17 protein-coding genes are annotated in these 18,142 nt (G+C 43.0%); 5 read left to right on the top strand and 12 right to left on the bottom strand.

All coding sequences use genetic code 11. The features are described from left to right. Positions 1-45: 45 nt before the first annotated feature. From RJP21_RS27390 to RJP21_RS27350, 9 genes are all read right to left on the bottom strand, one after another. Positions 46-1,215, bottom strand: coding sequence for a serine hydrolase domain-containing protein (locus RJP21_RS27390; protein ID WP_310862096.1), 1,170 nt, complete (start codon positions 1,213-1,215; stop codon positions 46-48). 1,405 nt (positions 1,216-2,620) lie between these two features. Beyond that, a complete protein-coding gene (locus RJP21_RS27385) occupies positions 2,621-3,052 on the bottom strand; it encodes a hypothetical protein (protein WP_310862095.1) in 432 nt (143 codons plus the stop codon). Between the two features lie 163 nt (positions 3,053-3,215). Beyond that, entirely contained in the window at positions 3,216-3,764 is a 549-nt protein-coding gene (locus tag RJP21_RS27380) for a hypothetical protein (protein ID WP_310862094.1), read from the bottom strand. Between the two features lie 21 nt (positions 3,765-3,785). Further along, positions 3,786-6,788, bottom strand: a complete 3,003-nt coding sequence (locus tag RJP21_RS27375) for a hypothetical protein (RefSeq protein WP_310862093.1) — start codon at positions 6,786-6,788, stop codon at positions 3,786-3,788. 24 nt (positions 6,789-6,812) lie between these two features. Further along, complete coding sequence (locus RJP21_RS27370; protein ID WP_310862092.1) at positions 6,813-7,514, bottom strand: DUF4280 domain-containing protein; 702 nt, start codon at positions 7,512-7,514, stop codon at positions 6,813-6,815. Beyond that, the gene (locus RJP21_RS27365) at positions 7,515-8,051 is read right to left on the bottom strand and encodes a hypothetical protein (RefSeq protein ID WP_310862091.1); all 537 of its coding nucleotides are present in this window, start codon (positions 8,049-8,051) and stop codon (positions 7,515-7,517) included. Positions 8,052-8,059: 8 nt separating this feature from the next. Then, positions 8,060-9,202, bottom strand: a complete 1,143-nt coding sequence (locus tag RJP21_RS27360) for a pentapeptide repeat-containing protein (protein ID WP_310862090.1) — start codon at positions 9,200-9,202, stop codon at positions 8,060-8,062. A 16-nt stretch (positions 9,203-9,218) separates the two neighbouring features. After that, positions 9,219-9,887 carry a hypothetical protein gene (locus RJP21_RS27355; protein ID WP_310862089.1) on the bottom strand — a complete coding sequence of 223 codons (669 nt, stop codon included), beginning with the start codon at positions 9,885-9,887 and terminating at the stop codon, positions 9,219-9,221. A gap of 67 nt (positions 9,888-9,954) precedes the next feature. Next, positions 9,955-10,773 (bottom strand): contractile injection system protein, VgrG/Pvc8 family, encoded by an 819-nt coding sequence (locus RJP21_RS27350; RefSeq protein WP_310862088.1) that lies wholly within the window; start codon positions 10,771-10,773, stop codon positions 9,955-9,957. Between the two features lie 442 nt (positions 10,774-11,215). Here RJP21_RS27350 and RJP21_RS27345 point away from each other — a divergent pair, with 442 nt between their 5' ends. The 5 genes from RJP21_RS27345 to RJP21_RS31350 all read left to right on the top strand — a co-directional run bounded on the left by RJP21_RS27345 (position 11,216) and on the right by RJP21_RS31350 (position 13,589). Beyond that, positions 11,216-11,842, top strand: a complete 627-nt coding sequence (locus RJP21_RS27345; protein ID WP_310862087.1) for a hypothetical protein — start codon at positions 11,216-11,218, stop codon at positions 11,840-11,842. 262 nt (positions 11,843-12,104) lie between these two features. Then, a complete protein-coding gene (locus RJP21_RS31360) occupies positions 12,105-12,491 on the top strand; it encodes a helix-turn-helix domain-containing protein (protein ID WP_397386294.1) in 387 nt (128 codons plus the stop codon). Continuing rightward, entirely contained in the window at positions 12,442-12,813 is a 372-nt protein-coding gene (locus tag RJP21_RS27340; RefSeq protein WP_310862086.1) for a helix-turn-helix domain-containing protein, read from the top strand. Before RJP21_RS31360 ends, RJP21_RS27340 begins: the two co-directional genes overlap by 50 nt. 12 nt (positions 12,814-12,825) lie before the next feature. Next, positions 12,826-13,392 carry a DDE-type integrase/transposase/recombinase gene (locus RJP21_RS31355; RefSeq protein WP_397386296.1) on the top strand — a complete coding sequence of 189 codons (567 nt, stop codon included), beginning with the start codon at positions 12,826-12,828 and terminating at the stop codon, positions 13,390-13,392. Next, entirely contained in the window at positions 13,380-13,589 is a 210-nt protein-coding gene (locus tag RJP21_RS31350) for an IS3 family transposase (RefSeq protein WP_397386293.1), read from the top strand. Before RJP21_RS31355 ends, RJP21_RS31350 begins: the two co-directional genes overlap by 13 nt. Positions 13,590-13,985: 396 nt before the next feature. On the opposite strand, the gene RJP21_RS27335 is transcribed toward RJP21_RS31350, so the two are convergent. The 3 genes from RJP21_RS27335 to RJP21_RS27325 all read right to left on the bottom strand — a co-directional run bounded on the left by RJP21_RS27335 (position 13,986) and on the right by RJP21_RS27325 (position 17,769). After that, positions 13,986-14,255: a hypothetical protein gene (locus RJP21_RS27335; protein ID WP_310862085.1), complete on the bottom strand. Its 270-nt coding sequence runs from the start codon at positions 14,253-14,255 to the stop codon at positions 13,986-13,988. Positions 14,256-14,336: 81 nt separating this feature from the next. Further along, on the bottom strand, positions 14,337-16,412 hold the full coding sequence (locus RJP21_RS27330) for an ATP-binding protein (protein WP_310862084.1): 2,076 nt from the start codon (positions 16,410-16,412) through the stop codon (positions 14,337-14,339). Further along, the gene (locus tag RJP21_RS27325) at positions 16,396-17,769 is read right to left on the bottom strand and encodes an SIR2 family protein (RefSeq protein ID WP_310862083.1); all 1,374 of its coding nucleotides are present in this window, start codon (positions 17,767-17,769) and stop codon (positions 16,396-16,398) included. Before RJP21_RS27325 ends, RJP21_RS27330 begins: the two co-directional genes overlap by 17 nt. Between the last annotated feature and the right edge of the window lie 373 nt (positions 17,770-18,142).

Genomic DNA, 18,142 nt, shown 5'->3' with positions numbered 1-18,142 from the left:
CTTAGATAATGACAATGACATAATTTATCCGTTTTTTCTCTTTGCCTAATTGCTAAATTCAGCAAGTAAAATATTTTTAAAAAGATCTGAACTGCTAACTTTACCCATTCTGTTCAAACTGACGGCCAACGTATGCTTACCTCCATGCGTACCTCCAGCAAAAGTATCAAATCCTGGTATGCCACCTGTATGCCCCCATATCTTGTCACCGTTTGGAAGTTTAGTTTCATAGATTCCAAGACCATATCCATCGATTCCTTCTATTCCTGTAGGAACTGTAGTAAGCATTTGTTTTAGTTGCTGTTCTTTTAGTAATTTGCCACCGAGCAAGTAAGAAAAAAATTTGTTTAAGTCGTCAGCAGTAGAAATCATCTCTCCAGCCGAGAGACCCATACTTGGGTTATAATATGTAACGTCTTTTAGCTCGCTTTCTCCGTCTAGTTGGATATATCCACGGGGATGCTTGGTGCCTGGAATAATGGTTGAATTGCCAGGTAGGAATGTATTCGACAATTCAAGCGGTTCAATAATCCGATCTTCAATCTCTTCCGCATAGCTGTTCCCGGTTACTTTTTCAATAAGGATACCCAGTAATACGTACCCTGTGTTTGAATAAGACCAGCCCTTTCCTGGGGTAAAGTCTGGGGGCAGAGAAATCCCCATCTTTACTAATTCATCAGCCATATACGTTTTTTTTGTGTCCATAAGATTAAAGTCCTTTGACCTTGAGTATTCAGCGATGCCACTTGTATGGTTCAATATCTGCCGGATCGTAATCTGGTTACCATCATATCCGTTTCCTTGAATGACACCGGGCAACCATTTTTCAATGGAATCGTCTAGATTCAGGCGGTTCTCTCCAGCTAATTGAAGTAGAACTGTTGCGGTGAACGTCTTCGTCACGCTGCCAATGCGAAAGCGAAAATCTGTTTGCATTGGTTTCTTGGTTCTCAGATCCGCTATCCCAACGGCATAGCTCCATGTTTTTCCACTCTCAGAAGTTTTAGCAAGTATCCCCGGGTATCCAAGTTGCAATGTATCCCGCATTGCTTGCTTGACGGAAGTACGATCCCGTTGAATACTTTTTTGTAACGAACTAGATACATTTTGAGGGGGCTCTGCTTTTACAATTGGGGTTGGAGTTGTGTATAACAGGGAACTTCCAGCTATTAAAAGGGCTAAACTTGCAAATGTAGTTTGACTGCGTGTTTTCATAAGACATTCCACTCCTCTATTCATATTTTATGGGTGGTTGTTTGTTGTTCCGTACTAACTACACAGCTATCAACGCACTAACAAAAGGGCAACATGGAATTCGCAATCATCTTCATAATGATTGTTCTAACAAGCGCCATTCTGTCCCGGCAAACGTGAATCCCCCTTTCACTCTTCTTTATATTTTTAATCCTATACAATAAAAATTTCTTTTTTCTTATCCATTCATTACAAATTCCTTACGTTCAAAATTTAGGATGGCGGACTGAAGCAACATGAGATGTAATAAATGAGTTTTTCAAAAAAAAGAAGCAGCGTAACGAACGACTCGGGCGAGGCATTAAAGGATGTGCACTAAAACGGGATGATGTGAATAAGTCAGCCGAAAGCTCGGATAACTGCCCTTGAACTTTCACCGCATTCATATTTGGGTCCACCCCTTAAGACCTCATAAAATTATTCTATATAAGTTGAACTAAAGAAAAGGCTAAGGATAGGCAAGAGGAGGAAATGATTCTGGAGAAGCTGAAAGCTTTTTGGAAAAAAGCTGCTTCGGAAGCGTATACTGCGTTCGCCTAAAAGCTTTCCGTAGGAAAGCTGGCATCGTGAGCATACGCTTTGTGAGCGGATTTCTGCCATAGATAGGTTCAAATCATAGAAATCTGAGAGCAACAGCGATCGAAAGAACATTTCAGCCGGGCTGCCTTCATTCGTGCAAATCATTGGTTCAACTTATATAGTTTTATGAAATAAGATTTTGGAATTTGTATCGGGACAGTATACTGTTTTTGGGGCGAAAAAAGCTTATTCCTCCTCTTGGTCTGGGTCTTCATCATCGAAAATATAATGTTGTAATAATGGTACAGCATACGCTGCCCAAGCATGTAATTTAAATCCAGCTGAGGATTCGACTGTCTTTTTAAGTTCATCATACCCACGAATCGTGTAAATCATTGTCATTTCAATATTGGGTGTGCAATCTCCCGATTTTTCGCCAGTTAAATATGTGTAACGAAAAAAGAGAAACCCGAGTCACCGGGTTTCTCGACACTCTGAGACCACTTCACTTTGAAGTGGCCTTTTTTTGCTTTAGCGCCCTCAATTCACATAACTTGAGGTGTATTCAACCGTATGCTAAGATAAAATTAAATAAGGAGCAGCAGGGCCAGGCTACTCCTCAGTACAAACATCTTGAGTGGATTACCCTCCAGGATCATGTTCAGATCAAAAAGTAACCCACTTAGGCTCCAACCTTAGAGTGGGTTACTTTCGTTTATCGATGTAAGTTAGCAACGCCAACAGGAAAACCCCGAAGGTGAGCACTTCACCAAACGAAATGTTCATTGTTGAGAAGCTTGTTATCACAACTTCTAGTAGGATTCATGTCACAGAGTCCTAGTTTTATTTAATGAATAGTTATGTGTTTTATAGCAGTTAAATCTTTTCTAGAATATCCCCCATCATCAAGCGGTACGTAAACTATAATTGAAATTTTAATTTCATATTCTCCAGACAATAACTCTGATTCATCATGCTCAGCAACATCTATAATCATATACTTAGGGTTTTTTTCTGAAATTGTAAAGGTATATTTAGGAAGGCTTAGAGTAGAGACAATGAATGAGCCAAAAGTTTCCCTTCCATTCTTATATAACATGATTTCCTTCATATCGATTTTATCGGAGATTATTTCTTTGGTCTCAGATGATACCTCTAGTACTAAAGGGATTGATTTCGCATCGGCTGCAGCCAGTAAATACAGGGAGGCTCCTTCCGTCGGGATCGCAGCAATGATTGCTACTACGCCAAAGATAATGTTAAACTCGGCAACCAGCATTTGTGGGTCTATAATCAGGACCTGGAATGTATATCGGGATAAGTATACCGTTTTGAAGGCGTGAAAAAAGCCTATTCCTCCTCATTGTACAAGTTGGAATAAGCCTTTGAAAGTTTATCAAGTGTACTTATCAAGTAATTAAAACTTTAACAAACTCAAATTGTTAAAAGTCTATCTCCTCTAAATTATTTAATGTAACTTCGCTTTTAGAGCCTTCGAAAGACAGTAACAAATTAACCTGAATATTATTAGACTGCATAGGTATAAAACCTTCTGTGAGTATAATCTCTTTTGTAGATACCCTCAACCAACCATACCCTATTGTGTTTTCTACAGAAAACGAGCAAGGAATCCAATATAAACTAAATGTATCCTTCCAAATATCTGTAACAGTATATTCTTTAAATGAGTATCTTTTTACCTTCGACAAATCATTAATTTTTACAAAAATCTCATCACATTCAATTTGAACAGCTTCTTCATTTAATGTTGCTGGAATCATATTACTTATTTTATATACATCCCTTAATTCAGGAGCAGCGATTAATGACCCACCATGATTTATTAAAATTACTCGTTGATGACTCCTAACACCAACATATTCGCCGTCCTCTAATGTATCCTTGTTAAAGACTGATATTGTTGAGGGTATTACTTTTTTCCCTCTTAATTTTATTGGTCTTTTTTCATGTTCTATTAATATAAATGACATATTATCCTCCCAGTTAAACAATCATTGTACATATTCACCATTTAGTACCCTTTTAATATCGTTTAACAACTCTTTCTTTAAACTAATATCTAACGGATAGTTATTAATGATGGCTCGTTTAGCCATTAACTCCAATGCCTCTGGAGAATAACCTGCCTTTTGCAAGCCATTTTTATACTGCTTCCAATGATTAATTTCCTCGAGCATATCAACAATTCTAAGTTTTTCGGGATTCCATCGAAACCAAACTCCTTCTTCAATAGAATTACCTCCAAACACAGCATATGTTCCTCCCATATCGGCTTTTCTTATAGTTCCTCCCGATGCTCGAACTTCTCTCAACATTCGGGCAAAATTGGTGCGCATTGGATCCCACTTTGGTAGATCTTTAAGCAATTGTCCAAATCCATCGCTAGGTAAACCAAAATTATCCTGCCATGGGTCAATGTTTTTAGCTAGATTACCTATCCCCTCAGCCGTCCCCTTAACCCTCGCCGTAGCCAGATCATGCTCCACCTGCCTCTTCCACGCCGCCCATGTATCATCCAACGCCGACATCGTCTTGCTGTTCACCAGCTTGTCCGCTGCCTTATTCAGCCCGTGCTTGGCCAACATGGACAGGTTCACCACCATTAGAGCGGTTCCCAATTGGTCCAGCATCTTCTGGTCCATTCCCAGAAGTTTCGGATTGGTATACGCGTCCCCGTTCTTTAGATCCGACAGCTTCTCCATGTTCACGATAATCATGGACGCTCCGAGTGCCGCATCGGCTGCGGCCAGTAAATACAGGGAGGCTCCCTCCGTCGGGATCGCAGCAATGATCGCCACTACGCCAAAGATAATGTTAAACTCGGCAACCAGCATTTGTGGGTCAATAATAAGTTCCTGATACGTGTATCGGGATAAGTATACCGTTTTTTGGGTTTGCTTACTAAGATAATCCGGTTTTTGCGGAATGACATATTCGAGCTCCATTTGTTCGAGCCAAGGGCTGAGCTTCTGCAGCGCATTCCCAATACCGGTCGCTTCTACAAAACGTTCGATCAGTCCAGGTTTCCCGCTCGAAGTCCTCTGATGGGATGAGCCCTGGCCGCCCAATACCGGAGCAGCCGGCATCATCGCCCGAATTTCGGCCTGCGACTTGCCTTCAGTTCTCCCTTGTTCCATGACTTGCTTGGAGCGCTGCTGCCATTCATAGATGGCTGTTCGATCCCGATCCATCTGGTCATAGGCCTGCTGCTCCTTTTCCAGTTCCGCTTGCTTCTCCTTTTTGCTCTTCTTCTCAGGCTCGACAGCTGGTTGATTCACGTATTTTTGCTGGTAGAGCGTCTTTTGTTCGTCCGGCGATTTGCTGCTCATCCAGTTCCGTGCCTGATCTGCTAGACCGGGATCGTTCTTTGCCTCCTCGGCAACCTTGCTGCGAATGTCGGCTCGTTGTTTATCCGTTAACTGAACTGCCGTCATTAATTGTAACGACAAATCAATCTCCTGTTTCATTATCTCGCCCTGAGCCAGCATATCCACATACAATTCTTCCAGCTCTTTCTCTGTCAGCAGATCCATAAAGTCCACTTCGACCTTCTGGAAATCAACCTTTGTGCTCTGAATCCCAACCCGATTTCCGTTAAGCACAACGTACTGGTCGGTATTGGTCTGAAGCACGATCTGCTGCTCGGCTCGAATGCGGAAGCTTTCCAGAATGCCCTGCTCGTTTCCACTGCCCGCTTCAATCCGGCTGCTCGCAACAACGAGCAAATCCTCGCTGGCATTCAGGGTAATATTCCCTCCATCCAAATGCAGGCTTACGGTTCCCTTCTCGAACAATACCCCGTCGTCGCCAAGCTGCATCCTGGCCTCGCCCGGCATTTCGAACACTTTTGTCGTGGGCTTCTGGAATACGGTCCGGCTCTTCATCTCCTCGCCGCCGCCACGAACGGAGTTAATGGCAATTGCTTGCTTTTCCGTACCGCTGGGGAAGTAGACCTTAATTCGGGCCCCTTCATCCGGCAAGCAGTGAAAAATATTGTTGCCTTCCCCCGAATACGGGAACCACCAATTGCCCTGCTCGTCATGCTGAACATCAATGTCCAGATGCACTTTCACCATATTGTTGGCCCTTTTGACTACGCGTCCTTCCAAAGACCTGCCCTGAAGCTGATCATTCCGGCGGTATTTGCGCCGCAAGCTCTGGCGCTGGACCAGCAGATACTCGTATTGCAATAATCCGCCGGAGGCATAGCTGATTACAGACTCGGAGACCACCCATATCTGGTTCCTGAACGATACGTCATCCCCGACCTGAAAATACTGCTCACTGGTTACCCGATAGCTTACAAAGTCGGCTTCGACCAGCTTCTTCGCATCCTCGTCCTCCGCATGGGCCTTGAGCTCCTGATAGATCGCCCGATCCTTTATCACTGTGTAACGACGGGCATGCAATTCCTTACCCCAGGAAAAATCCGGAACGCCGAAGTATACGCGGGGAGCATCCATTGCGACATCCGGTAAAATAACGGTGCCCACGCGGGAAGCCAACCGCTTCAGGAACTGCCAATCCGTCTCTTCATATTGGATCAGCAGCGCACCAATGGAGGCCTCGTCACTGGTTGCCATGTTCTGGGCATCCCCTCCGGGGTAGTCCCTGGCGAGCTGCCGAATTGCATCGGTGTAGGTAAGATGTTTGTTCTGGTACGACCGGCTCTTCGGCTTCATATCCATGATATAAGACCGTGAGAGCGCATGGATTTCCACCAGAGGAATCCCATCTTCCATCTGGATATCCACCTTGGTGATTCCCCCGGCGAACCAACTCTCGGGTCTGGACTCCGTTCTCTTCTGCAGGACCAGGCTGTCGTTAAAGCTGCTGTGAAGAAGGCACTGTTCAGCCTCCTCTTCACTCATCCGGGCTGTAATGACACATCTCGTATGTGCATTAAAAGTCCGCTCAACCCGGAAGCTGCATAGGTCCTTGATCTTGTAAGGCCACTGCAGCTCGTATCCATCCCCTTGGTAGCTCACTTTCATGATCTTCATCTCCCCCCTGGGCTGTTACCTGGCGGCGAACTCCGGGGGAGCCGGGTCCATGCCATTGGTCAACAATCGTATCTGCCCGCCACACGTACAGAACAGGCAGGACTTGCTGGTGAGCGCAGGTACTCCCTGAATGGATACATTGGGACTACCGTTAGTCCACTGCAGCTTCGCTTCGGCTAAAGCACCGAGCAAGGAGCCCAACACAGGTATAATGCTTAAAGCGCCCTGTTGAGCTCCCGCCTGGGCTGCGAAAGGAGCTGTCGCAGGAGGCGATGCCGATACCGTAGGCATGATTTGCGGCGAACACGGATAAATGGCTTGCCCAAAAGTCGGCTCCGTTGGATCCGGATCAATGATATACGACGGATCGGATTTCGGACCGGCTATACGTTCAGCCTGTTTCATCGGATGCAGCTCACTCCGGCAAAAACCGAAGGAATAGAAGTTCCCGTCGATTTCCTTTCCCATTTTCTGATAGGGAATACCGCAGATCGTCCCCGGCTCTGAAGTCGAAGGTACGCAATCCTCCACCGTCAGCATCGGTTTCCCGTTAATGTACACCCCGTTCGGCTCCAGCTTGTTCAACACCTCTTCATGGGTTCCGAATGAACAGTGCATATAGGCTCCTGCTGTTACATATGTATCTTCGCTCCTCCATGGAGAGGAAAGCAGCTTGTTCAGCGTATCTTTGGATAAAATCGTATCTGTAACTCCCATCTACATTTCTCCTTCGATGATCTGAATTGGTCTTACAGTCAGTCCATATATGCCCGCTCTCAACAGACCTTCAGCAATGTCGAGACGGACAACCACCAGTTGGGCGGGAGAATAGGAAATGCTAAATATCGGGGCCTTTGTAAGCCCGCCAAGATCGGCCCCTAACCCCATAATTTGTCCCCCCTGGATCAAAGCCCGTTCAGGACTTGTGCAAATCGCCTTCGGCAGATCCACCCAGTCATAGAAAGAATGCCTTTGTTGCTCCAGGTCCATGACTGCGACCCTTTTGCGGGGAGTATCAGGGGCGGCTTTCAAAATGACTTTGGACAGTTCTTCGCCAAGCAGCAGCAAAGGAGGGTGCTCCAGAATACTGGGGAAGGCAAAAGGCTTGCCCTGCTTTACATAGACAATCTCTTCATCTGCAGCATATTCGTAGCCCTGAAGCATGCGCTCCGGCCATTGCAAACTGCCTCCGTTCACTGGAAGTCTTCTGTCGTATTCAATCACATAGTATTCCGTCTCCCGTTTTTCCTTCATGAATCCTCCTATGCCTCCACCCATTCCACTGCAGCCCGCTGCTCAGAGGTCAACTTTACCCGAAATCGGTCTTGCGCAAGCATCCGGCTGCCTGTTAAATCGGCTCCTGTGAAATCCGCGTGCTCCAAATCCGCTCCCGTAAAATCGCCGGCTATTTTTGCATATCTAAAGCTTGCTTGGCTCAGATTCGCTCCCTGGAACTGAACGCCGTTCATGCCGAATAATAGACCATGCGTCTCCACGAACGCATCACGCCCGCCCAATGCTCCGTCGAACCTTGCTCCGGTCAAGTCGCATCCGCGAAAGTCCGTATCATACAACAATGTTTTTCCATAATCGACATGCTCGCATCGACACTGTTCAAATCGGGTTCCAAGCAGACTTGCCCCCTCCATACGGCTGCCTGTTAATACGGCTTTTTCGAATCGGGCGTAATTGAAATTTAGCCCCCTATAGTCCCCTTGCATCAGATTCACTCCTGCAATGTGTTCATAGATGTATTCATCAGGCAGCCGGCTCTCCAGCCATCCTTTGCAGGTGACAGGGCTTCGCTGGATTCCATTGATCCGGAATACCGATTCGGTCACCTCATGATCCCGATACTCACCCACGCGGACTTCAAATTGCAGATCCTTGCCGATGCCCTTGAATGAATCCAGCTCTCGAATAACATCCATAGCATATCGGACAGCATGAACCATATAGACGTGAAAAGGATACAGTTGCCCGGTCTGCCAGGTCTCAAACACTGCCCGGTCAATCCGATTCATATATCTCCTACGGGCGTTCTCGCATTCCTCAAGCCATTGATCCATATAACGATAGATCCAGCCCGCATCATACAAAAATCCGGTGGATGCCGCATCGCCCTCGCTGTTCCTGTCGCTCGCATGCAGCATGTAGGCGGGATCCCCCTGTTTCAATCTGGTCCGCATCAGGGACACGTGCAGCGTGCTGCATGCCTGAAGCTCCCCCCGCTCCTGCTGCTGCTTTACCTGATTGCAGAAGGCATCGAACAATGAGACAATTCCCTCTAAAATCTCTCTTTTATGTGCCAGATAATAGTTATGCAGCTCGTGTATTTTCGCATTGCGAAGCGGCAGCACTTCCTGCTCCAGAAACTGCTGCCACAGCTCCATATGGTGCATCATTCCATCCCCCGTGTTCCTACTGGTTCATTAATATCTCGATCCCCTTAATAACAACCTGTCCCTGATCAATCGTCAGCCCCCCGTTGCCGTCCTTGGTGGACATGTCAATCTGGTTGGCAAGCAGAGAAACTGACTCCGATACCATCTCGATCTGCTTGCTAGCCTGAAGAGTGATTTTGTTCTCGCAATTCAGGATAATGGTCCCCGCACTGGTCAGAGTCAGTGTAGCTCCCCCAGTAGCACCGGTAATCGTGATTTTGTCCTCTTCAAAGGTGATCTTCTGCCCCGTCGGCGTAAGCAAAAACTTGGTATTGGGATTCGCCATAAGGTCTTCCTTCAGGTCCTTGTCATACGTTACGATCGGCTGCAGCTGCTCCTGCTGCACGACCGTCGTGATGGTACTTCCTCCTGCCTGGCCGTTAGAAGAACCTGCGGGATGGGAAGCAGGCGCCGATTGTGCCTCTTCGGGTAATTTTTTGCGAACGGAGCTAAGTGCGATGCCTTCGGCTTCCTTTTCATTGGGAAAATAGAGACGGATGCTGTCTCCTTTTTCAGGCATGCAGTACCATCCGGTCTGGTCATCCGAAGCATACATCGTGGAATAAGGAAAAAGGTGCGCCGTCGCCAGGCTCCACTCCTGATCGCAATCCAGATGAACCTGAACCTCGTCCCTCACAACGCCCATAATATTGCCGGAGATGGATGCGCCGACAAGCCGGGAATTGTATCGCTTGCGCCGATACGCAGACTTCTTATGGCCCAGAATGTAATGATGTGTAAGCAGGCCCCTGCTGCATCTCCGTTCGGACCTCGAAGACGTGCAGCGAATGCCCTTTGAACTGAACCTGGTCCCCAAGCTGGAGCACCCGGTCACGGACCTGTACCTCATACCGGATATAATCCTGTTCACTGAGATCGCTTCCTCCCGCCTTCGCTTCTTCCTGATACGCCAGCAGGTCCTTATACATGCGATAATGGGTAGCTTCCAGTTTGCCTGCATTCCGGTGCTCCGGCATACCCAGATATATTCGAATGCGTTCTTCCGTTGATACAGGAACTAGAACCGTATGGTAGTGGGATGCAAGCCGCTTCAGAAATTCCCAATCGGTCTCCTGGTATTGCAGGGTGTAGCCGCCGAGCTTTTTTTTCTCCGCAAACGTATTAAGCGTCTGTCCGTCCGGATAGAGGCTGGCAATCTTCTGCATGACGTCCGGGATCAGTAACGCCGCATTCTGGTAAGAGCGTGTTTCTCGTCGGAGATCCATGACATGCGAATGGGACACCGCTTCCGCCTCAAGCCAATACACCTGATTTTCTACTCTCACCTGGAGATTCAGAATGACACCGTGAAATAATCGCTGCTTTTTCCCCTGCTCATCCATATAGAACAGCTCAACCGGAGTGCTCTCATCCGCCATGCGCACATATTGCTCTTCCTTTTCTTCCGGAATCACTCCGGCGAAACTAAGCTTCCCATGATCGTGAACGGTCATATGTAATGCAACCTTGTGGATCCGAATCTCGAATGGCTGAATCTGCAGCTGCTCGTAACTGACTGTCGATAGAGACATACCTTCCTCACCCGCTGACTATTTTTTTATTCAGATGCTTTAATTGTCTATATATCGACCTTTTCCATGGATTTATTTACATATTATCCCTATTTTTCAATTCGGAGGATATAAAATAAATCTTTATACACATCCTGAATTTTCCTGATTATGCACAAAATTGAGCTGATTGGCGGATGTTCTTTCTTTGTGCTTTTTGCTTATTTTCTATTTGAACTTTTAATCCTTCGATGACTACAACTTAAAATCAAAAACTAAGGGCTAGTTATTGCCGCTTTAAAAGCTTTGCGGGGATATATAAAATTCCAAAAAGGAGAGAGATTTGAAGATTATAGTAGAAATATTTTTAATGGCGTCGTTTCTTTGCTCTTAAAATAATGGAACCTTTTAAAAGTTAAAACGTTTAGGATTAATATTATTAATTATTTTGAGGTGACTATAAATGAACGCCATCATACCAATTTCATGCGTTGCAATAGCTTTGTTGCTTATAGCAGCTTCCTCAAGTCTTTCGTTATTCTCAAGAATTTCTTGGGTCCGAAATGAGTTAAAGAAACCATATAAAAGATTCAAAAAAACATATACTCCCCCATCAGCCTTTCAAAATGGAGGTTTTCAATTATCAAAGAGTACCCAATCTTTGTTAGATTACTATGCTATAAATTTTGAAAAGTCAGAACTTCTAGACCTTGTTTTCGAAATCCGATTAAAATCACAGGTTCAAAATGAAAGTAAGCATTTAGTAAACTATATGACAGTCATGGTATCGCTGTTCTCCTTGCTAATTGCTTCGCTTGCTTTATTTGCAAACTCATTACCTACAAAACTATTAATACCAATTTTGGTATTTACTATAATTCTGATGACTGCAATAATTATAGTTGTTTTCTTTGACTTCTGTTCCAAGCTTTATGTACAAGAACCGATGAGTAAGCATCTTATTGCGATAGAAAAAGCCCTAAGTTTAATCGACGAAAAAAAACAAGAAGTCATAAAACCGACCAGTAGCCTGAAGCCAAATTGTGCTCAAAAGAAAAGCCAGAAGAAAAAGAAAATAAAACAAATATAAGAAGGTCGACTCTATCCGAGACGGATAGAATAATGATTGTTGCACAAAGTATTCTTGAGCCTGGGGCAGACAACCCAGGTTTACTTAATTCCCCAGTAATATTAGTATAAATTTAAAGAAGCTGAGTGCTCCAACACCCGGCCGAAACAATTGGCTTGAAGGGGTTTATCCCTTCTTAAAGTCTAACCGGAAAAGAACCCACCTCTGGCGCTATGATAAGCTCCCATCATAGTAGACAGTAGAAAAAACAAAAACTTCTACAATGATGGGAGTTTTTATGATGTCCAAAAGGAGTCCAATTTCTTTAGAGGTTAAGTTACGTGTAGTAAAGCGATGCCTTCAGAATGAAACAAACCCAGGTTATGAAGTAAAACAGCTGGGGGTAGATAGGCTCACAGTCACAGATTGGATAAGGAAGTATAAAGCAGATGGCTATGAAGGGTTAAAGGTATCTAGAAAGTGCAAAGTATACTCAAAGGATCTGAGGCTTGCAGCAATCATGGATGTTCTATCCGGAAATCATTCCATACGAGAGGCAACAAAAAAGTATCATATTTCGGATAAAAGTGTTTTGACGGGATGGATCTCCAAGTATACTAGTGGGAAAGAAAGGAAACCTACTCGTAAAGGAAAGGACTATCTCTCGTAGGAACAAGGGACGTAGAACCACTCTTGAAGAACGTAATGAAATTGCACAATATACAATCGCCAATGATTTAGATTATCAGAGATCCATGGAAAAATATGATGTTTCTTATCCACAGGTGTATGCATGGGTTCGTAAATATAAATCTGGCGGTGAGGAAGCGCTTAAGGATAATCGGGTCCGTAATAAGCCTGCAGAGGAGCTAGACGATCATGAACGACTCAAGCTTCGGATCAAAGAACTTGAAGCGCGGAATGAATACCTGGAAATGGAGAATGCCCTCGCGAAAAAGTTGGCAGAGATCCGGCGACGAAATACACGCTAACCCTTGTTCGCCATGCAGACTTGTTTCAAGCCATCCATCCGAGAACTTGAAAATCTTTCGCTCGCTAAGGAAGTGAAACTTCGCTATGACAAGCGAAAGGGAGCGCTCGGATACCGTCAAATTCGCACGCAATTAAACCGAAAACTTAAAAAGAATTACAACAAAAAGCGTTATTATCGAATCATGTGTGCTCTTGGATTAAAAGCGGTCATTCGCAGGAAACGTCCGAGCTACGTGAAAGCCTCTGAGATCCATGTAGCTGAAAATGTAATGAACCGTGATTTTCAAGCAGATGCTCCTAATACGAAGTGGTGCACAGACGTTACAGAATTTAAGTATGGGAATGGCCGTAAAGCCTACCTGAGTGCAATTCTTGATGTATACGATAACTCTATCGTTTCATGGGTGTTAAGCCCCTCCAACAACAATAAACTCGTCATGGATACGATGAAGAAGGCTTATCGGCGGAATTCAGGGGTGACTCCACTTCTCCATAGCGATAGAGCTTCCAATATAGCTCACATAACTACAGGCGACTTCAAGATAAATACAAATTTAATAAAAGTATGTCTCGTGTAAGCCGATGTCTGGATAACCAACCTATTGAACGATTTTGGAATACATTTAAGGCAGAAAGCTATTATCTCACGAAACACGATACCTATGAGGACGTCCTCGAAGACGTGAGAAATTATATCCGTTACTACAACAATTATCGCTATATAGAGCGTTTAAATGGCTTGTCTCCTAACGAATATCGGAAACAAATTGTATGAAGATAATAGAAAAAAACCTCAGCTCTGTTTAATTGAGCTAAGGGAACCAATGATTTTTGTTTTTTTTACACTGTCTACTTGACAGGGAGCACTTCACTAACCTTGTTGGGTTCTTATTTTTTTGTAATTGACCTTTTCTGACTCTATTATTTTACATAACATGACATAATTTTTTAGAGAGGAATTATTCTTAAGGACGGGGTGAATTTTATGCAATGGCAAGAAGTTCGGACCAAAATTACTTATTGTTATTTTTTCTAGCATAAGACCTCCTTCTTGCAGAACAAGAAACCAAAGAATTGAAAATTATGTTGAATAACGTAATTTTCTTCGACTAATCAACATTCACTCTTGACACTAACTCACCCTACTTCGAGCTTGGCTCCGCCTACCAAATCACTTACAATTCAACTTATAAAGACTTTGGTTGACTGCGCTAATCCAGTGCTCCTTTTCCTTCACTTGTCCCGAAGCTGCTTTTGTGTATGCAACAAGTTCAGCAAAAATATTTTTCTGTGGAGCTTGTATGCTTAATGTTTCTGTCATAAATTCTAAGCGTCTAATAAATGGAACAGCAGCTTCTTTATTAATCGCCATAATTGCCTTATTGACAAGTCCTTCAATTTCCCCTAATTCTTCATCAGTAATTTTTCTTTTACTCTCCATCCTTCTGCCCTCCTCAAGTCAATTTTTGTTTTAAAAGCAAAGTTCTAACGTCGCTTTACAGATTTTGCAATTTACTTTTTGTTATTCAACCTGCCATTCTCTGGCTATGGCTTTCCAGTCGACTTCTCGTTCCACTTTCCTTGTCCACACATCCCAAAAATCAGGATCAGAGGAATGCGGCCGTTCTTCCTCTTTTAATTGTTTCATTTCAACTAGAATCGGAATTGAAGATGCTGCCCCAATCAATAAAGCCTTTCCTGTTGGAAGTACAGGCAGTTCACTTAGCATTTCTCCCAAATTATCAGGAACCAAACGTTTGACTAATTCTTGATCACGATCGTTTACTATACGGTGCAACAGGAAGGTATTGCATTGTGACAATACTGTTGGAGATAACTCAGATGGTCTCTGAGAAGATATCATTAGTCCAAGGCCAAACTTTCTCCCTTCGCGGGCAATTCTCTCGAAAGTCTGCGTGCACATAGATGCTGGCGATAATTCTTCCGAATTTTGTACATACCGACTGAGAAAATGATGAGCTTCTTCTAATACCATGACTGTTGGCAACGGTTTTCCATTTTTCCTTCGATATCGTTGTAAAGACTCAAAAATAATCCGTGACATTACAGCAACGATTAGATGTATTATTTCTGATGGGACAAGTGATAAGTCAATGACCACGGCTCCGCTTCCTTGACCATCCCCAATATATGTCTCTAACCATTCAGATAAAGTCATTTCGCTCTTGTTATTAATAATAGAAGACATTTTAATGTCAGCTATCATTGTTTGAATACGCATAATTAAATAGTCTACATACTGTATGGCGTTTTGTTCTTTAGATATTTGAGCAATTTGGGCGGTTAATTGATCGAGATCAAACTCAACTGGCGTATCCTCATTAGGTCCTTCATATTCCACCTCACCTCCCCATGAATCTAGGACTTCCTGCATATTTGCAACTAAATTGTCAAAGTCAGCCCTCGAGATACTCTCAAAATATTGTATCGTTTCCTCATCTCTAACAAATGACTTAGAATACTTATTAATTATGTCCTCAATCATTCGAAGAATTTTCCCTAGTCCAGCAACAACCTCAGAAAGGTGATCATATAGAGTTATCATATGCTCAAAATCACCCTTAAACATAACAAGCCTTTTCCCGAATGCTGTACGCTCATTCTTATCGGACAAAATATCATAGCCTCTGGCAACATGAGTTTTAAGCGCTAAATGGTAGCTCGTCAAATCTATTCTTGCTTTGAAGATATCATTTGAAATAGTACCGCCATTTCGCAATTCTCTCAATGCACGCCTTAGTATTGGTCGTTGCATTTTTCCACTGGCTTGTGCAATCGAACTCCATTCATAGCTATTCCACATCCAGGCAGGTACTTGAAGTTGAGTACTTTCATGAATCAAATCCTCACCTATATTTACCCTAAACTTCCTTGGTTCCCCTAAAGTATCAAAAGTTTTAGAGTATTCTCCATTTGGATCAAAAACAATAAAACGCGCATTTAGTGCCCCTGATTTTTTATTGTTGATTTTAGCAGTCTCAATTGACCAACGAACCAATCCAGCCACTGAGCAGGATTTTCCGCTCCCTGTGTTCCCTAAAACAGCAACATGTCTACCAAATAATGTATCTGGGTTTATCTTAACGGGAACATTGCCTGCTATTGGGGCTGTGCCAATAATAACATTCGCGTTCCTTTCTCTATTTTCAACAATAGCCTGCATTTCCTCATTTGTAGGAATAGAAACAGCATCCCCAACAGAAGGAAATTGATAGACACCTCGTTCGAATTCAAAAGTTCCATCTCGTTTTGTTTTTAAAGTTCCAAGTAAATTAACTTGCATTTTCCTTTGGGGAAATGGAAGGTCGATTAAATCAAAATCTTTTAATCCTGTTCTTTTGGGATAAAGCGAATTTTCAACGCCAATCCAAGATATCATTCCGACTATAGCCCCGACTTCATTAGGAACAAGTACAAATCCGTTTATTTTAGGAAAAGATACTGGAAAACCAGCATTAAAAGCTGTGTTTACTGGTGTATTGAATTCTAATTTCACTCTAATTGTTGATGGACTGACAAATTCGACAGTACCAATTGTGAGATCTCGGAGATAATCAAAATCAGGAATCCCATTCATCAAATCTACCTTCTCCACTTTTGTTTTGAGGTTCTTTATCTCCTCGACGTTCCTTCAATTCATGCGCTTTTACAGAAATCTTGTCTATTGCAGCTTTTGGCAGATAACAATCAACCAGGTTCTTTAAATCACTAAAATGGCTTCCAATTAATAAAGTAATCTGCGCAGGGTTATGCTTTTCATAGAAACGTTTTATCCGCTTCGCGCTATCTTCATATGCAATGATAACTAAGTGAGTTGAAGGGAGTGTTAACATGTCCTCAATGATCCGATTTATATGGGAATCACCAAAACTGTAGCCATAAACAACAAGTGCAGAGTTAGGGCGACAAAGCGCTGCAGAAAAATCTCGAAACATGTCCGCATATGGAAAAAAATCAGTTTCAATATCCTTAGAAGAGTTAGGGTAAATAACTACAGCTTCTGTTGATTCATTCATAAAGCTTGAAGCTCCAAATTGTAATGGTTCTCTTACAATCTTTTTTCCACGAAACTTCCAGTCGATTGAACCATGCATTTTTGTTAATCGTGCTACGCCTTCAACATAGCGAGGTTCTCCTCTAATACCTGGTGGATTGTAGTGATAATCTAATTCAAGTTTAGTCGAACGCATAATCGGAGAAATTTTCCCTATAAAGCGATCCAACAATAATATACCTGCCATATCACATGCGTACTCAATAAATCGATCGTAATTCGTAGTGAAGATGTTAAGGCGATCTCTGCTGGCAGTCCGACTTGCGAAACTTGTAAGGAATGACTTTAGATAGCTTAACGCTTCTTCCGCCTTCTTTTGATAATCTAGTTTTTCTTGTTCTGCCTTACTCCCGTACTCCACATCAAATATCATCTCTATATCAAATTTTTGAAAGTCGGCTTCCAGTGCTTTTTTAAATTGTTCCTCAGTTTTTAAGATTGCTGAAATAAATTCAGATAATGCTGTCTCTATACTTGTCTTTAGTTGCAGGGCATCCACTTCATGGTCGGCGATTTGCAAACCAGCTAATAATTCAAAGGCAGTTCTCAAATCATCTTCCAAGTTAGCTTTGCCTCTATCGCTTTTAGTAGCCTTATTATCTGCGTAAGTCTTTATACGTTCTTTATATGCTCCATCAAAATCAATCCTCCACATCCCTTGAGAGGGTAGGGATGCTATGGAAGTAACTGCAGTCGTTAACCCTGCGCCCAGTAAAACAGACAGATGTTCACTTTGAAAAATCGCTGACAACCATGGTTCTATTTGTTTCCTTACCTCCTCCTCCACAATCTCATCCTTAACATCATATGTAGAAATAGATCTATTAACCTTCAATATGTGTTCGCGATCCCAATTTATTGTATTTTTTAAATTCTCCATAATCCAAATTCCTCCCTCAGCTGAAATCAGTTCTACTTCTCTACCAGCTCACTGTTGAGATATACAATTTCAGTAAATTCTAGGCATGTCTCTATGGCGAATCTTTCCGATATTTAATATTGCGGATATCGTAATTTTATTAAAAGTAATTGATTGCACGACACTATTTTATCAAAATAGTCAAATTTTACCTAGGCATACATTTCCATAATACGGAATAATTTGACGAACAATATATCTTTCCTCCTATAATAAAAAAACTCCTGCTGAAATTATCAGCAGGAGTTTTCACTGATATTCGAGCCACGTCACGGCAAGTACATAATATCCTCCTGAATTTATGCTTTTCATCACCTACTCCCCAATCCCCTTC

The sequence above is a fragment of the Paenibacillus sp. VCA1 genome, from assembly GCF_031583795.1.
Classification (GTDB): Bacteria; Bacillota; Bacilli; order Paenibacillales; family Paenibacillaceae; genus Paenibacillus_AQ; species Paenibacillus_AQ albilobatus.
The sequence above is the reverse complement of the archived record's forward strand: the minus strand, read 5'-3'. Positions and strand labels throughout refer to the sequence as shown.

Excerpts from the sequence above, each read along its gene's own strand:
- RJP21_RS27355 (WP_310862089.1), bottom strand. The coding sequence starts at position 9,887 with ATGGGCGTTGTGAGGGACGAGGTTCAGGTTCATCTGGATTGCGATCAG.
- RJP21_RS27330 (WP_310862084.1), bottom strand. The coding sequence starts at position 16,412 with ATGAATGGGATTCCTGATTTTGATTATCTCCGAGATCTCACAATTGGT.
- RJP21_RS27365 (WP_310862091.1), bottom strand. The coding sequence starts at position 8,051 with ATGAAGGAAAAACGGGAGACGGAATACTATGTGATTGAATACGACAGA.
- RJP21_RS27350 (WP_310862088.1), bottom strand. The coding sequence starts at position 10,773 with ATGTCTCTATCGACAGTCAGTTACGAGCAGCTGCAGATTCAGCCATTC.
- RJP21_RS27390 (WP_310862096.1), bottom strand. The coding sequence starts at position 1,215 with ATGAAAACACGCAGTCAAACTACATTTGCAAGTTTAGCCCTTTTAATA.
- RJP21_RS27370 (WP_310862092.1), bottom strand. The coding sequence starts at position 7,514 with ATGGGAGTTACAGATACGATTTTATCCAAAGATACGCTGAACAAGCTG.
- RJP21_RS27375 (WP_310862093.1), bottom strand. The coding sequence starts at position 6,788 with ATGAAAGTGAGCTACCAAGGGGATGGATACGAGCTGCAGTGGCCTTAC.
- RJP21_RS27360 (WP_310862090.1), bottom strand. The coding sequence starts at position 9,202 with ATGATGCACCATATGGAGCTGTGGCAGCAGTTTCTGGAGCAGGAAGTG.
- RJP21_RS31355 (WP_397386296.1), top strand. The coding sequence starts at position 12,826 with ATGCAGACTTGTTTCAAGCCATCCATCCGAGAACTTGAAAATCTTTCG.
- RJP21_RS31360 (WP_397386294.1), top strand. The coding sequence starts at position 12,105 with ATGATGGGAGTTTTTATGATGTCCAAAAGGAGTCCAATTTCTTTAGAG.
- RJP21_RS27345 (WP_310862087.1), top strand. The coding sequence starts at position 11,216 with ATGAACGCCATCATACCAATTTCATGCGTTGCAATAGCTTTGTTGCTT.
- RJP21_RS27380 (WP_310862094.1), bottom strand. The coding sequence starts at position 3,764 with ATGTCATTTATATTAATAGAACATGAAAAAAGACCAATAAAATTAAGA.
- RJP21_RS27335 (WP_310862085.1), bottom strand. The coding sequence starts at position 14,255 with ATGGAGAGTAAAAGAAAAATTACTGATGAAGAATTAGGGGAAATTGAA.
- RJP21_RS27325 (WP_310862083.1), bottom strand. The coding sequence starts at position 17,769 with ATGGAGAATTTAAAAAATACAATAAATTGGGATCGCGAACACATATTG.
- RJP21_RS27385 (WP_310862095.1), bottom strand. The coding sequence starts at position 3,052 with ATGCTGGTTGCCGAGTTTAACATTATCTTTGGCGTAGTAGCAATCATT.
- RJP21_RS31350 (WP_397386293.1), top strand. The coding sequence starts at position 13,380 with ATGTCTCGTGTAAGCCGATGTCTGGATAACCAACCTATTGAACGATTT.